Raw genomic sequence first — 14,221 nt, forward strand, 5'->3', positions numbered from 1 at the left:
CGTCAGGCGATGAAGCTTGGCAAATAGCCGGACAGTATAAACCCCTTGTGAGTAACCGTCAGGGTTTTCCACACATGGATTGCCAGTGGGTTGGCTCCTCATTGGGTCTCTTATTAATAACAATATAGAATTTAAAAGAAGTTCTATTGTTGTTGTTATTACTGGTATCGGCAAAATCTGGGGATAAGTGGAAAAACTCGAGTGTTGATAGTTTTTTACGCTGTTCACTCTTGATCGGAAAAAGCGCCAACAGCCTGCGCGGGAGCGGGGGATGGCCTGTGGATGGAAGGGGGGCTTATCCACACGCCAGATCATGCACTACTTGTCCCCAGGCACATACCAGGGCTCCGCCCATAGTGGTCAACATTTGTCGGCGTTGCCTCTTAACCCCCGCATGACGGGGCTGGTAACGAAAATGAGCGGGTTGTGACAGCAATGTTATGCACAGGCAAAAAATTGCCCTGTGAAGACGGAAATGAAGCGCGGCGACCCTTGAAAGGTCGCCGCGTGATCGTGAGGTGAGAGCGTTACCTGATGTTTGAGAACAAAAAGCTAGTGCTTGAGAACGCGGGAGAGGAAAGCTTGGGTGCGTTCGTGTTGGGGATGATCGAAGACTTCTTGTGGTGTGCCTTCTTCGACGATGCGCCCGTCATGCACGAAGATGACGCGGTCGGCGACCTCGCGTGCAAAGCCCATCTCGTGGGTCACGATCATCATCGTCATGCCTTCGTTGGCCAGTTCACGCATGGCGTCGAGTACTTCGCCGATCATTTCCGGGTCGAGGGCCGAGGTGGGCTCGTCGAATAGCATCAGGCGCGGTTCCATGGCCAATGCGCGTGCCAAGGCGACACGCTGCTGCTGGCCGCCGGAGAGCTGGCTAGGATACTTGTCGGCTTGATTGCTGATACCCACGCGTTCGAGCAGTCGATCGGCGATTTCCCGGGCCTTGGCGTTGTTGAGCCCGCGTACTTTCTCCGGCGCCAAGGTCACGTTGGCATGTACCGACAGGTGGGGAAACAGATTGAATTGCTGGAAGACCATGCCGACCTCGGTACGGATGGTTTGCAACGATTTCCCGCCCTTGCCGTGCGGTGTGAGCTCGTTGCCATCGACGATGATGCGTCCCGACTGGAACTCCTCGAGGCCATTGACGCAGCGAATGAGCGTCGATTTGCCAGAGCCGCTGGCACCGACGATGACGACCACCTCACCGGCGGCGATCTCGAGATCGATATCCTGCATCACGTGCAGGCTGCCGAAGTACTTGTTGACCTTCTCCATCGTGACGATCGGAGCGGTGGAATCTTGCTGACTGTCATTCATGATAGGCGCCTCATTGTCCGACCAGGCCCTTGCGCTCGAGCAGGCGCAAGGCGAAAGAGAGACTCAGGGTGATCGCCAGATAGAGCAAGGCGACCATCAAATAGACCTCGAGCGCGGTGAAGGTGGTCGCGATATAGACCTGGCCCTGACGCACCAGCTCGCCCACGCCGATGACCGAGAACAGCGAAGTGTCCTTGATGCTGACGATGCCCTGGTTGCCGAGCGCCGGAATCATGCGGCGTAGCGCCTGGGGCCAGATGATGTAGCGGAAGGTATCGGTCCGCGACAGGCCTAGCGACAAGCCGGCTTCGCGCTGGCCCTTTTCGATGGATTGCACGCCGCCACGCACGATTTCCGAAATATAGGCCCCCGCGTTGAGGGCGATGGCGGCGATACCGGCGACGACGGCGTTGATCGGGCCGCCAATGAGCTGCGGCAAGCCATAGAAGATGAACAGCACCTGCACGAGCACCGGAGTGCCGCGGAAGATTTCGATGTAGACCGTAGCTGGCCAGCGTAGTAAGCGCAGCGGACTGATGCGTAGAAGGCCAAAGATGATACCGATCAGAAAGCCGATGGCGAGGCCGCCGAACGAGATCAGTAAGGTCCAGGGAATACCAGTGAGAAGATGCGGGAGGGAGGCGATGGCCGCCTGCCAGTCGAACTGGAAGTTGACGTCCACGAAGGTGTCTCCAGGGTCGTGCCTCAGCGTACGTGCGCGCTGAGGCGACGACGCTTACGGTGGATGATGAGCCATGAAAAGGGGCCGGGTGAATGATCACCCGGCCCCTAAAGGATCGTCGTATTTATTCGGCGTCAGGTGCCTTGCCGAACCACTTTTCGTAGATATCGTCGTAGGTGCCGTCTTCACGCATCTCGCTGAGCGCTTCGTTGGCGGGTTCTACCCATTCGCTGCCCTTGGCGAAGGCGATGCCGTATTGCTGGCCTTCATACAGTGGCCCGACCACCTTGGCCTTGCCTTTGCCCTTGGTCTCGGCGAAGTAGCCGACGTTGGGCGCATCGTAGAATACGGCGTCGACACTGCCGCCCATGAGGGCCATGTACATGTCGGAACTGCCGGGATACGGAGTGATTTCGGCGTCGTCACCGAGCTCTTCCTGAAGGTAATCGTAACTCGTGGACCCGATCTTGGTGCCGATACGCATGCCTTCGAGGTCGTCGAGTTCCTCGACGTCGTCGTTGCTGCTGGGGACCAGGATGCGCAGACCGCTGTCGTAGTACGGATCGGAGAAATCGACGATCTCGCCGCGTTCGTCGGTAATGGTGATACCCGCGATGGCGATATCGACGTTCCCGGTCTGCACGGCAGGGATGATGCCGTTGAAATCCATGGTGTTGAGATCGATATCGAAGCCGGCACGATCGGCGATGGTGTTGATGATGTCGATGTCGAAACCGACCATTTCGCCGCTATCCTCGTCCATCATCTCGAAGGGCACGAAGCTGGGGTCGGTCGCCACGGCGAGCGTGGGCGTATCCTGAGCGAGGGCGGCACCGCTGGTACCGAGTGCCAGAGCCAGGGCGGAAAGACGTAGTGGCAGACATAGTGGCAAGTGTTTCATAGCGTTCCCCGTTTGCTGTTGTTGATGGGACCGACTCTACATTGACGAGTCCCGGTGGGGGCGTCAAGTGGAGAGAGAGGAACGCGAAAGGAGAGAAGGGGCATCCGCGTGGCGGACGCCCGAGGCGCTGCATGACCGCTCAGACGGCGAACGAGGCACCGCAGCCGCAGGTAGATGTGGCATTGGGATTTTTGATGATGAAACGCGCCCCGGCGAGGCCTTCCTCGAAATCTACCGTGGAGCCGACCAGATATTGATACGAGAGCGCATCAATGATCATCGACGCGCCGCCATGTTCGATGACGGTGTCCTCATCGCCGACATTCTCGGCGAAATCGAAACCGTACTGGAAGCCCGAGCAGCCCCCACCGGTGACGTAGACACGCAGTTTGAGACCCGGCTTGCCCTCTTCCTCGACCAATACGCCCAGACGCTGGGCGGCGGCATCGGTCAAGTACATGGGCACCGGGACGAACGATTCAGCCCCGCTCATGGGTGACCTCCTTAATCCATCGTGTGACTTATGGCTTCCCATTATCGTGAAAACCAAGCAAAACGGTCAACTTTGTATTGCGCTGGAGGCGCTGCCTACCGTCCTTCGCTAAGGTGTATGATAGAAAATACGCTATGTCAGTTTGCCATGGCGACGCCGGGGCGTGGCCATGCCGCGCGCCATGACCTCGGTGGAATTATCCGTTCATGGGGAGATACGGTGTGCCTTTGCGTCGGTTTCGACCACCGCTCAAGCGGCCCAGTATGGAAGCTTTTCGTCGCCGCTTGGCAAGCGTCGATGCATTGCCACAGTTATGTGTGCTGGGGGTCCTTTCGGGGCTTCTGACCGGCGGTTTGATGGTCGTATTTCGCGGCGCACTGGAGTTTGGGGCGTTGGCCTTCATGCCGGATGGCGACCCCGAGGCTTTCGAGCGACTCGCAGTACCGCTTCGCGTGGTGTTGCCGTTGATCGCCGTGGCACTGATCGGCCTGTGGCTGTGGCGCATGCCGACGAGTGCCGGCAAGATCGGCATCGGCCATGTCATCGAACGGTTGACTTATCATCAAGGCAAGATGCCGCTACGCAACTGGATCACCCAGTGGTGGGTAGGGCTCGTGGCCCTGCTGGGCGGCCTTTCCGCAGGGCGTGAGGGGCCCGCCATTCATCTGGGTGCGGCGGCGTCGAGCTGGATCGGGCAGACCATGCGGTTGCCCCACAACAGCCTGCGCGTATTAGTCGGATGTGGCACCGCGGCGGGCATCGCCGCGTCGTTCAATACCCCGATTGCCGGCGTCATCTTCGCCATGGAAGTGGTGATGATGGAATACACCATCACCGGTTTCATGCCGGTCATTCTGGCCTCGACTACCGGTGCCGTTGTCTCGCAGTTGGTCTACGGTTCCCAGCCCGCCTTCTCGGTGCCCAGCGTGCAACTGGCCTCGTTGTTCGACCTGCCCTGGATCGTCGTGACAGCCTTGTTGATCGGCCTGGTGGCCGGCGGTTTCGTGCGCCTTGCCAGGCCCGCGGCGTGGAAGGCGCGCCTACCCATGTGGGGGCGATTCCTGGCGGTGGGCGTCGCGGTGGCGGCACTGGCTTGGTGGTACCCCCAGGTCCAGGGTATGGGTTACGACTCGCTTGAGCGCATGCTCGTCGGCCAGCCGGCGCTGGATGTGTTGATCGCCGTGGCGCTCGGTAAGCTGGTGCTGACGGCACTGGCCATCGCCTTCGGAGTTCCGGTGAGCATCATTGGGCCGATTCTGGTGGCGGGGGCGGCTCTGGGCACGTTGTGCGGGCTGTTGTGGGCCATGCTGATGCCAGAGTTGGCCTCGTCGCCGGCGGTGTTTTCGCTGCTGGGCATGGCCGCCATGATGGGGGCCGTCCTGCAGGCGCCCCTGGCGGCGTTGATGGCGCTTCTGGAGTTGACGCACAATTCGAGCATCCTGCTGCCGGGCATGCTGGCGGTGGTCATTGCGGTGCTGGTGGCGCGTCAGGGGTATCACTGCTCGGGTTTTTTCATTTCCACGCTCGATAGTCAGGGTCTGCATCCCTTGCAGCGCCCCTTGATGCAAGCCTTGTCACGGGTCGCGGTGCCCGCCGTCATGGAACGTAGCGTGGCGCGGGCACCGCGCGTGTTGTCGCGGGCCCAGGCTCAGGAACTGCTGGCCGGCAAACCTACTTGGCTGGTGGTCTCGCGCGAGGAGGATAAACCCCCGGTGGGGCTCAAGGCCGCCGGGCTGGCGCGGCTCATGCTCGACGAAAAATGGCAGGACGAACCCCGCTTCGACCTGCTGGAAATCCCCGGTCAGCGTGTCGATCTGGCGCCCATTTCCTTGCAGGCGACGCTCTCGGAGGCCTTCGAGCAACTCAACAAGTATGGCGTCGATGCGCTCTACGTCGAACACACTACGGCGCCGCTGATCCGCAAGATTTCGGGTATCATCACCCGCGACGCCATCGAGAACTACTACCGTAACAAATGATCCCGGTACTGCTCCGAGGCATTTTTCAGCAAGAACGTAGGACTAGCATTAAGGAATCGCCATGTATCATTGGATCTTATCGCTGCATCTGGTTGCCGTCATGACCTGGTTCGCGGCGCTTTTCTTCCTCCCTCGATTGTTCGTCTATCATGCTCAGGCGCGCGATCATGGCGATGAACAGGCGATGGGCTACTTTCAGCTCATGGAAAGGCGTCTCTACAAGGGCATCATGCTGCCGGCGATGATCGCGGTGATCGTTTTTGGGGGGCTGCTGATCTATCTGGTGCCGAGCGTCATGAGTAATGGCTCGTTTCATGTCAAGCTGCTGCTGGTCGCGTTTTTGATCGGCTACCATCATGTGTGCCTGGCCTACCTCAAGCAGTTCGCGGCGCAGCGTTGCCAAAAGAGTTTGAAATTCCTGCGTATTTTCAATGGCATTCCCATCCTGCTGCTGTTTGCCATCATTCTACTCGTCGTCTTCCAGCCGTTTTGATGACGACGCCAAGATTGCCGGCGGTGCTAGTGCTGGCTGGCCACGATCCCACTGGCGGGGCGGGGTTGACCGCTGATGCCGAAGCCATCCGCGCCTGCGGTGGCTGGCCATTGACCGTGCCCACTGCGCTGACGGTGCAGACCACGCGTGACGTACAGCGTGTCATGCCGTGTTCGCGAGAGAGCATCGAAAGTGCCTGCGAGGCCTTGTTCGAAGATATCGAGATCAGCGCCATCAAGGTGGGGCTGATCGCCGATCGTGCGTCCCTCGAGGCGGTCATCGCCGTGGTGAGCGCGCATCCCCATTTACCGTTGGTCGTCGACCCGGTGATGCGTGCCGGTGGCGGCGGTGTACTGGCGCCCGACGACGGCGTGCCGATGTTTTGCGAACGCCTGCTTCCGCTAGTGGATATCTTGACGCCCAATCGCCAGGAACTGGCGCGTCTGAGCACGGCTTCCGGCAGCGAGGTCGACCGGGTAGTGGAACTGATGTCGCTGGGCGCACAGGCGATTCTGGTCACCGGTGCCGATGCCTGGGAAGATGAGATGTCCGTGCGCGATGAGGTTGTCCACACCCTGCATACCCCCGACAATAGTCGCCAATGGCGATGGCCACGCTTAGCGGGTGACTATCATGGGTCGGGATGTACCCTGGCGGCTTCGCTTGCCGCGCGCCTTGCGTGTGGTGAATCCTTGATCGAAGCCTGCAGCCAGGCCCAGCGAGTGGCGTGGGATAGCTTGGTGCATGCGCAACGTCCCGGACACGGTCAGGCGTTACCCGATCGCCTGTGGCGATTGCCGCCCTTCGAGAGCGAGACGACATGACGGCGGATTGGACGCGAGGCATTTACGCCATTACCGATGCGACGCTGTTGCCGGATGATGAGCGTCTGTTCGCGGCGTGCGAGCGTGCTTTGAGCGCGCCCCCGGCGCTTCTGCAGTACCGTGACAAGTCGGCGGATGCCGACAAACGCTGGCGTCAGGCTGCGACCTTGGCGGGGTATTGCCACGATGCCGGGGTTCCGCTGATCGTCAATGACGATATCGCCCTGGCGGTGCGACTGGGCGCGCGTTTCGGTACCACTATCGGGGTGCATCTGGGGCAGCAGGATGGCGCGTTGGATGCCGCACGCGAGGCGCTGGGACACACGGCGATCATCGGCGCGACCTGCCATGCGCGCTTGGATCTGGCCGAGCGCGCGGCGGCCGAAGGCGCCAGTTATCTGGCTTTCGGGCGTTTCTTCGCCTCGCGCACCAAGCCCGAGGCGCCACCGGCGCCCTTGACGCTGCTCGGCGACGCAGCGCGTTTCGGCCTGCCGCGTGTGGCGATCGGCGGGCTCGACGTCCACACTATGCGTCTAGCCCGGGAGGCCGGCGCGGAGTTGCTGGCCACGGTGCATGCGGTCTTCGGCGCCGACGACCCCTCCATCGCCATCAAGGGACTGCAGGCGAGTCTCGGCGATGCGGCGCGCCACTGAATTATCCACAGGCTCGAGCGGAGAGTTTTTCGACCTGTCCAGAGATTTATCCACACTTTCTTTTAGCGACACGTTCTTTTAGCCACACACAGCCAGAGGAAGTCATGACCACGTCCGCACAACTCTTCGAGCAGGCTTGCCGTCACATCCCCGGCGGTGTGAACTCACCAGTGCGCGCCTTCAAGGGTATGCAGCGCGCCCCGGTATTTGTGGAACGCGCCCAGGGCGCCTATCTCTACGATGTCGAAGGCCAGCGCTACATCGATTATGTCGGTTCCTGGGGGCCGTTGATCACTGGCCACGCCGACCCCGACGTGTTGGGCGCGGTGCGTGACCGTCTCGACGACGGCTTGTCCTTTGGCACCCCGACCGCCATCGAAACGCGCATGGCGGAATTGATCTGCGAGATCATGCCGTCCATCGACATGGTGCGCATGGTCAACTCGGGCACCGAGGCCACCATGTCGGCGATTCGTCTGGCGCGTGGCCATACCGGGCGCGACAAGATCGTCAAGTTCGAGGGCAATTACCACGGGCATTCCGACTCGTTACTGGTCAAGGCCGGTTCCGGCGCGCTGACGCATGGCGAACCCAGTTCACCCGGCGTGCCGGCGTCCCTCGCCGAGCATACCGTGACGTTGCCCTATAACGATCTCGAGGCGGTGCGTGACTGCTTCGCACGCCTGGGGGATGAGATCGCCGGCATCATCGTCGAGCCGGTGGCGGGCAACATGAACTGCATTCCGCCGCAGCCGGATTTCCTCAAGGGCCTGCGCGAGGTATGCGATGCTCATGGCAGCGTGCTGATCTTCGATGAAGTGATGACCGGTTTTCGCGTAGCGCTGGGCGGGGCTCAGGCACACTTCGGCGTGACCCCGGATCTGACGTGCCTGGGCAAGATCGTCGGTGGCGGCATGCCGGTCGGCGCCTTCGGTGGGGCGCGCGAGCTGATGGAGCAAGTCTCGCCTCTAGGACCGATCTACCAGGCGGGTACGCTGGCCGGCAATCCACTGGCCATGGCCGCGGGGATCGCACTGCTCGAGAAGATTCGTGAACCGGGCTTCCACGATACGCTCGGCGAACGCGTGACGACACTGTGCGATGGCCTGGAAGCCCGTGCCGAAGCGGCTGGCGTGGATTTGATCACCCAGCGTGCGGGCGGCATGTTCGGCGTCTTCTTCACGGCCCAGCGGCGCGTCGATAATTTCGCCCAGGCCACTGCCTGCGATGCCGATACCTTCCGGCGCTTCTTCCTGGGTATGCTTGAAGAAGGCGTGTATCTGGCACCTTCGCCGTTCGAGGCCGGTTTCATGTCGAGCGCCCACACGGCGGCCGATATCCAGACGACCCTGGACGCCGCCGAACGGGTACTGGCGACATTGGGACAGGCCTGATATAGCGGGTGAACGATGCAATGCAACGACAGGATGCGGGAGAACGCTCAGTGAGCCAGGTATTGATCGAGGCATTGCGCCAAGGCAAGGAATTTGGACACTCGGTCGGGGAGGTCGAGGTGTTCGAGACCCATATTTCCTGGGTCATCCTCACTGGCAACTATGCCTACAAGATCAAGAAGCCGCTGGATTTCGGCAGCTTTCTGAACTTTTCGACTCTCGAAAAGCGGCGTCGGCTCTGCGAGCAGGAAGTGCGTCTCAATCGGCGGCTTGCCCCGGCGCTGTATCTGGAGACGGTGCCCATCAGCGGTACGCCCGAGGCGCCGCGACTGGATGGCAGTGGCACGCCGTTCGAATATGCCGTCAAGATGCGCCAGTTCAGCAACCGCCACCTGTTCAGCACCCTGCAAGTTAGCGGCGAGCTTTCGGTGGAGCTGCTCGACGACCTCGTCGATCAGTTGGTGGCATTTCACGAAGACGCGCCGCGTATCAGCGGCGATAGTCCGTTGGGCTCGCCGGATATCGTGCGCCGTACGCTGGACCGCGAGTTTCGCTTGATCGAAGCGCGGCTCGACGACACCCAGGCACGCGAGCGCCTCTCGCGACTCGAGACCTGGAGCCTGGACAGCTTCGCGCGGCTCGAGCATGAGTTCGAGCGGCGCTGGCGCGAAGGCTACGTGCGCGAGATCCACGGTGACATTCATCTTGGCAACGCGGTGCATTTCGAAGGCCGCGCGCTGCTCTTCGACGGCCTGGAGTTCAATGCCGAACTGCGCTGGAACGATGTCGGCTGCGAGCTGGCGTTCTTGTTGATGGATCTCGAGGCGCGCGGCGAACAGGCCTTCGCCAACCATGTGCTCAATCGCTACCTGGAACTCTCCGGCGATTACGAGCTGGTGCGTCTGCTTGCCTATTACAAGCTTTATCGGGCACTGGTGCGGGCCAAGGTGGCGATGCTGCATTACCATCAACCGCAATTGACGCCTGACGAACGCCAGGAAGTGTACGCTGAGTACCAGCACTACATTGCCTTAGCCGAGCGTTACAGCGAGTTTCGCTTCCCGTATCTGATCGTTGGCGTGGGGGTCTCGGGCAGTGGCAAGAGCCGTTTCACCGGCGAGATGGTGCAGCGGCTGGGTGGTGTGCGAGTGCGCTCTGACATCGAACGCAAGCGTCTGTACGGCTTTGAGGCCCAGGCCAGCACCGCCGATGGTGCTGATATCTATACCTCCCAGGCCACTGAGCGTACCTATGATCGCCTCGCGGAGCTGGCGGGGGTCTTGCTGGAATCAGGGCTGCCGGCCTGTGTCGATGCTACCTGCCTGACACGCGCTCAGCGCACGCAACTGTGCTTCGAAGCCGAACGTCGCGGGTTGCCGGTGTTGCTGGTGAGTTTCGAAGCGGATGAAGCGACCCTGCGCGCGCGCATCGAAAGGCGTGCCCAGCGCGGGGGGGATCCTTCCGAAGCGGGGCTCCAGGTGCTCGAAAGCCAGCTGGCACGTTTCGAACCCTTCGCCGACGATGAATTGAGCCATCTGGTCCATCTCGATACCACGGCACCGGATGCCAATCGTACCCTGGTGTCGATGATTCAGGAGCGTATCCAACTCAATTGAAGCGCCGTCATCATCATATCGTGGCTGCGTCATGGGCCTGTCATGTGCCACTTTTATGCTCAAGGGGTGGTTAGGGTCGTCACGTTGCCACATGGCGTGTGGATGATGTGAGTCTCGTGATATTGCGCCGCTCCTTCGGGAGCGGCGTTTTTTGTGGGTCGTGCAGGCATCATGACGTGCGCGCCTTGCGGGGGCTGCGCAACGAGACCATCGGCGGCGCACCGAGGTTCTGGCGTGCCCAGTTCATGGCCTGAATGCGGTTGTGCACCTTGATCTTGCGGAAGATATTGTAGAGATGCGACTTGACGGTATGCTCGCTGACGAAGAGCTGATCGGCGATTTCGGTGTTGGACGCGCCGGTGCCCAGCAGGCCGATGATTTCCAGCTCGCGGTGGGTCAGACCACATACCGGGCGGTACGCGTTGAGCTGTTGGCGACGATAGAAATCGATCAGGCGTGTCATGAGGTTGCGCGACATCCACAGATCGCCCTCGAGCAGCTTGGCGATACCCTTGCAGATCAGCAGCAGGTTGTCCTGGCGATAAAAGACGCCCTGCAGATGTAAGCTGATAAGCAGTTCCGCCGCATGCTCATCGTCACGCAGATTGAAGGCCGCGAGGATCATTTCCGGACTTTCGCTGGCGCGGCTGTTCCATAGATGCATGCAGTTTTCGTCGACATGGTCGGCATCCAGCAATACCACGACTTTGCAATCCATGGGCGGCTCGAAGCTTTCCTGAGTGCTCAGCGCCGAGACCTGGCAATCGAGCTGCTGGCGAATGTAATCGATGAACAGCTGCGACTGCGGATTGCAGTCGGTGACCATCAGAACCCTTGTATTGTCCATGCTCATGCGTTTCATCCCGGTGTTGTGTGAGACATTATCAGTGGCATCTCCCGACTTTCTCATGGCCGGTTTCATGCCGAATTGCCTTCAAGCCTTATCCGAGACACGCCTTTTGTAAATAGACAGTAATCCCGGTATCTTAAAACTTAAAAGAATATAATCTTTATATTTTATAACTTTTATTAATTTTATAGTCGCATCAAGTGGTTGGATGGGGCTCGCGAGTACCTCGATGAGCACGGTGTGGGTGGGCGAAGAGAAATTTCAGTCATGCCGCTCATTTATATTAGGCAAATAGTGACTCAAAAGTATGAGAAATTTCATTTACGTCATTAACATATTGTTTTAAAAGATATATTAATTAACGGTCAGAGTGGTTTCCCGACCGTAGAGCGGCCCGTAGAATGAGTGGCCGAGCGATAAGGAGGAAGCATGATGGCGGATCGAAAGACCCTGGTACTGGCCAGCGGCAATGCCGGCAAGTTGCGTGAATTCCAGCACTTGCTGGGCCCTTTGGGGCTGGAGGTGCGCCCCCAACACGACTTCGCCGTGTCCGAGGTCGAGGAAACCGGCCTGACCTTCGTCGAGAACGCCCTGCTCAAGGCCCGCGAAGCCTCACGGGTAAGCGGATGTCCCGCTCTCGCCGACGACTCGGGCCTGGATGTCGACGCCTTGTATGGCGCGCCGGGGATTTACTCGGCGCGTTTCGCGGGCGAACCCAAGGATGATGCCGCCAATAACCGCAAACTTCTGGAAGTCCTCGACGCGGTGCCGGAAGGACAGCGCACCGCGCGATTCTGGTGCGTACTGGTGTACTTGCGTCACGCCGAGGACCCGGTGCCGCATATCGTGCAGTGCGCCTGGGAAGGAGAAATCCTGGCGCATCCGCGAGGCGAGGGAGGTTTCGGCTACGATTCACTCTTCTGGGTGCCGGAACGCGGCATGAGCGCCGCGGAGCTACCCGCCGAGGACAAGAATCGGCTCAGCCATCGGGGGCGTGCCATGACCGCGCTGCTTGCCCAACTGTCCGCCGACTCATGACGACTCTGCCTCCCTTGTCGCTCTATGTGCATGTGCCCTGGTGCGTGCGCAAATGCCCATATTGCGATTTCAACTCGCATGGTGTGGGCCATGATCGCACGCTACCCGAACGCGCTTATGTCGATGCCCTGCTCGATGATCTGGACGCGGAGTTGGCGTTGGCCAGCGGCCGCGAGCTGGTGAGCATCTTCATCGGCGGCGGCACCCCCAGCCTGCTGAGCGGTGCGGCGTATCGGCGTCTGTTGCAGGCGATAGAGGCACGCTTGCCGTTTGCTGAGGATATCGAGATCACCCTCGAAGCCAATCCCGGAGCCGTGGAGCACGACCGCTTCGCGGCGTATCGCGAGGCCGGCATCAATCGCCTGTCGCTGGGGGTGCAGAGTTTCCAGTCTCTCCAGCTCGAGCGTCTGGGGCGCATTCATGGCGGCGATGAAGCCGCTCAGGCGCTGCGTAACGCGCGCGCGGCGGGATTCGATAACATCAACCTCGATCTAATGCACGGCCTTCCCGAGCAGGGCGTGGAAGATGCTCTGGCAGATATCGATCGGGCGCTGGCATTGGCGCCCGAACATATCTCCTGGTATCAGCTCACGCTCGAGCCCAATACCGAGTTCTACTCACAGCCCCCGCGCTTGCCCGATGAAGACGTCCTGTGCGATATCCAGGAGGCTGGGCATGCGCGGCTCGAGGCGGCGGGTTATCAACGCTACGAGATTTCCGCCTACACGCGTCCCGATCGCCAGGCGCGCCATAACCTCAACTACTGGACGTTCGGCGACTATCTCGGCATCGGGGCCGGAGCGCACGGCAAGTTGAGTGCTTGGCAGCCCGATGGCAGCCTGGCCATCGAACGACGCTGGAAGGTGCGTCAGCCGGAAGCCTATCTGCGGCGCGCACAGGATCCACGCGGTTTCGTTGCCGGACGACGCGCTCTCGAAACGCAGGATTTGCCGCTGGAGTTTTTGATGAACGCCCTGCGTCTCACCGAGGGCGTTCCGCGACATTATTGGCGCGAGCGGAGCGGACAGACTGATACACTGCTCGACGCACGACTGGAAGAGGCCCAGGCCAAGGGATTACTGCGTGATCCGGCGCAGCGTCTACAGGCATCGCCTCATGGACTGTTATTCTTGAACGACCTGCTCGCGCTTTGCGATGAGCAGTGACAAACGTTTCGATAGCAGGAACGCTAGAACGTTTTACGAAACGCATTACAGCTAAGGAGAAAGGACGCATGCAACGCTCGATATGGATGGCGATTCCGCTGGCTCTGGCGATTGGTGTCACGGGTTGTGCAAGCAACGATGCGCAAACCGGCGGCCAACAGAGCGACCACGGCAAGACATTCGGTGGTGCGGGCATCGGTGCCGCGGTGGGCGCAATTGCCGGCGCGCTGACCGGGGACGGCAGCAGCAGCACCCGTGACCGTGCGTTGATCGGGGCGACTGCCGGGGCAGCCATCGGTGGCGGTGTGGGTGCCTACATGGATGCTCAAGAAGAAAAGCTGCGCCAGGATCTCGACGGGACCGGTATCGGGGTCGATCGTCAGGGCGACAACATCGTCCTCAACATGCCTAGCAGCGTGACCTTCGCGGTCGACTCCAGTGAGCTGCGGACGCCCGCTCGGCAGGCACTCAACGATGCCACCGCCGTCATGCGCGAGTATCCCAAGACACGGATCAACGTGGCAGGCTACACCGACAGCACCGGTAGCGCCGACTACAACCAGCGCCTGTCGGAGCGTCGCGCGCAGTCCGTGGCCGATTATCTCGGTCAGGGAGGCATCGCCGGCAATCGTATCGCCACGGTCGGCTACGGCGAAAGCCAACCCGTCGCCAGCAATGATACTGAAAGCGGCCGTGCCCAGAACCGGCGTGTCGAAATCACGCTGACGCCTGTCACTCAGCAGAGCTAAGCGACCACGGCAGCGTGCCAGGCCGGTTCACACCGGCCTGGCCTGCCAGGTTCATCAGCG

At 60.6% G+C, this 14,221-nt stretch carries 14 protein-coding genes; 9 read left to right on the forward strand and 5 right to left on the reverse strand.

The window, feature by feature from the left end; all coding sequences use genetic code 11:
• Window positions 1–552: 552 nt before the first annotated feature.
• The 4 genes from OP494_RS06250 to erpA form a co-directional block, all read right to left on the reverse strand.
• Window positions 553–1,323 (reverse strand): amino acid ABC transporter ATP-binding protein, encoded by a 771-nt coding sequence (locus OP494_RS06250; protein WP_280539856.1) that lies wholly within the window; start codon window positions 1,321–1,323, stop codon window positions 553–555.
• 10 nt (window positions 1,324–1,333) lie between these two features.
• Window positions 1,334–2,005, reverse strand: a complete 672-nt coding sequence (locus tag OP494_RS06255; RefSeq protein ID WP_280539857.1) for an amino acid ABC transporter permease — start codon at window positions 2,003–2,005, stop codon at window positions 1,334–1,336.
• A gap of 124 nt (window positions 2,006–2,129) precedes the next feature.
• A complete protein-coding gene (locus tag OP494_RS06260) occupies window positions 2,130–2,906 on the reverse strand; it encodes a transporter substrate-binding domain-containing protein (protein WP_178998878.1) in 777 nt (258 codons plus the stop codon).
• Between the two features lie 139 nt (window positions 2,907–3,045).
• Window positions 3,046–3,399: an iron-sulfur cluster insertion protein ErpA gene (gene erpA, locus OP494_RS06265; RefSeq protein ID WP_040240244.1), complete on the reverse strand. Its 354-nt coding sequence runs from the start codon at window positions 3,397–3,399 to the stop codon at window positions 3,046–3,048.
• A 263-nt stretch (window positions 3,400–3,662) separates the two neighbouring features.
• On the opposite strand from erpA, the gene OP494_RS06270 reads away from it, so the two are divergent.
• The 6 genes from OP494_RS06270 (at window position 3,663) to OP494_RS06295 (ending at window position 10,358) form a co-directional block, all read left to right on the forward strand.
• A complete protein-coding gene (locus tag OP494_RS06270; protein WP_280539860.1) occupies window positions 3,663–5,378 on the forward strand; it encodes a chloride channel protein in 1,716 nt (571 codons plus the stop codon).
• Between the two features lie 61 nt (window positions 5,379–5,439).
• On the forward strand, window positions 5,440–5,871 hold the full coding sequence (locus OP494_RS06275) for a CopD family protein (RefSeq protein WP_280539861.1): 432 nt from the start codon (window positions 5,440–5,442) through the stop codon (window positions 5,869–5,871).
• Window positions 5,871–6,695, forward strand: coding sequence for a hydroxymethylpyrimidine/phosphomethylpyrimidine kinase (locus OP494_RS06280; RefSeq protein WP_280539863.1), 825 nt, complete (start codon window positions 5,871–5,873; stop codon window positions 6,693–6,695). The genes OP494_RS06275 and OP494_RS06280 overlap by 1 nt, the downstream gene beginning before the upstream one ends.
• Window positions 6,692–7,348 carry a thiamine phosphate synthase gene (gene thiE / locus OP494_RS06285; protein WP_280539864.1) on the forward strand — a complete coding sequence of 219 codons (657 nt, stop codon included), beginning with the start codon at window positions 6,692–6,694 and terminating at the stop codon, window positions 7,346–7,348. The genes OP494_RS06280 and thiE overlap by 4 nt, the downstream gene beginning before the upstream one ends.
• 104 nt (window positions 7,349–7,452) lie before the next feature.
• The gene (gene hemL / locus OP494_RS06290; RefSeq protein WP_280539865.1) at window positions 7,453–8,742 is read left to right on the forward strand and encodes a glutamate-1-semialdehyde 2,1-aminomutase; all 1,290 of its coding nucleotides are present in this window, start codon (window positions 7,453–7,455) and stop codon (window positions 8,740–8,742) included.
• A gap of 50 nt (window positions 8,743–8,792) precedes the next feature.
• Entirely contained in the window at window positions 8,793–10,358 is a 1,566-nt protein-coding gene (locus OP494_RS06295; RefSeq protein ID WP_280539866.1) for a bifunctional aminoglycoside phosphotransferase/ATP-binding protein, read from the forward strand.
• Between the two features lie 169 nt (window positions 10,359–10,527).
• On the opposite strand, the gene OP494_RS06300 is transcribed toward OP494_RS06295, so the two are convergent.
• Window positions 10,528–11,211, reverse strand: coding sequence for a LuxR C-terminal-related transcriptional regulator (locus OP494_RS06300; RefSeq protein WP_280539867.1), 684 nt, complete (start codon window positions 11,209–11,211; stop codon window positions 10,528–10,530).
• Between the two features lie 429 nt (window positions 11,212–11,640).
• On the opposite strand from OP494_RS06300, the gene rdgB reads away from it, so the two are divergent.
• From rdgB to OP494_RS06315, 3 genes are all read left to right on the forward strand, one after another.
• Entirely contained in the window at window positions 11,641–12,246 is a 606-nt protein-coding gene (rdgB, locus tag OP494_RS06305; RefSeq protein WP_280539971.1) for an RdgB/HAM1 family non-canonical purine NTP pyrophosphatase, read from the forward strand.
• Entirely contained in the window at window positions 12,243–13,412 is a 1,170-nt protein-coding gene (gene hemW / locus OP494_RS06310) for a radical SAM family heme chaperone HemW (RefSeq protein WP_280539868.1), read from the forward strand. Before rdgB ends, hemW begins: the two co-directional genes overlap by 4 nt.
• Before the next feature lie 68 nt (window positions 13,413–13,480).
• Complete coding sequence (locus tag OP494_RS06315) at window positions 13,481–14,161, forward strand: OmpA family protein (RefSeq protein WP_280539870.1); 681 nt, start codon at window positions 13,481–13,483, stop codon at window positions 14,159–14,161.
• The last annotated feature ends 60 nt before the right edge of the window (window positions 14,162–14,221 follow it).

Origin of the sequence: Chromohalobacter sp. 11-W (genome assembly GCF_029889905.1) — a bacterium.
GTDB lineage: Bacteria > Pseudomonadota > Gammaproteobacteria > Pseudomonadales > Halomonadaceae > Chromohalobacter.

Excerpts from the sequence above, each read along its gene's own strand:
- OP494_RS06315 (WP_280539870.1), top strand. The coding sequence starts at position 13,481 with ATGCAACGCTCGATATGGATGGCGATTCCGCTGGCTCTGGCGATTGGT.
- erpA (WP_040240244.1), bottom strand. The coding sequence starts at position 3,399 with ATGAGCGGGGCTGAATCGTTCGTCCCGGTGCCCATGTACTTGACCGAT.
- OP494_RS06275 (WP_280539861.1), top strand. The coding sequence starts at position 5,440 with ATGTATCATTGGATCTTATCGCTGCATCTGGTTGCCGTCATGACCTGG.
- hemW (WP_280539868.1), top strand. The coding sequence starts at position 12,243 with ATGACGACTCTGCCTCCCTTGTCGCTCTATGTGCATGTGCCCTGGTGC.
- thiE (WP_280539864.1), top strand. The coding sequence starts at position 6,692 with ATGACGGCGGATTGGACGCGAGGCATTTACGCCATTACCGATGCGACG.
- OP494_RS06280 (WP_280539863.1), top strand. The coding sequence starts at position 5,871 with ATGACGACGCCAAGATTGCCGGCGGTGCTAGTGCTGGCTGGCCACGAT.
- OP494_RS06270 (WP_280539860.1), top strand. The coding sequence starts at position 3,663 with ATGGAAGCTTTTCGTCGCCGCTTGGCAAGCGTCGATGCATTGCCACAG.
- OP494_RS06250 (WP_280539856.1), bottom strand. The coding sequence starts at position 1,323 with ATGAATGACAGTCAGCAAGATTCCACCGCTCCGATCGTCACGATGGAG.
- hemL (WP_280539865.1), top strand. The coding sequence starts at position 7,453 with ATGACCACGTCCGCACAACTCTTCGAGCAGGCTTGCCGTCACATCCCC.
- rdgB (WP_280539971.1), top strand. The coding sequence starts at position 11,641 with ATGGCGGATCGAAAGACCCTGGTACTGGCCAGCGGCAATGCCGGCAAG.
- OP494_RS06300 (WP_280539867.1), bottom strand. The coding sequence starts at position 11,211 with ATGAGCATGGACAATACAAGGGTTCTGATGGTCACCGACTGCAATCCG.
- OP494_RS06260 (WP_178998878.1), bottom strand. The coding sequence starts at position 2,906 with ATGAAACACTTGCCACTATGTCTGCCACTACGTCTTTCCGCCCTGGCT.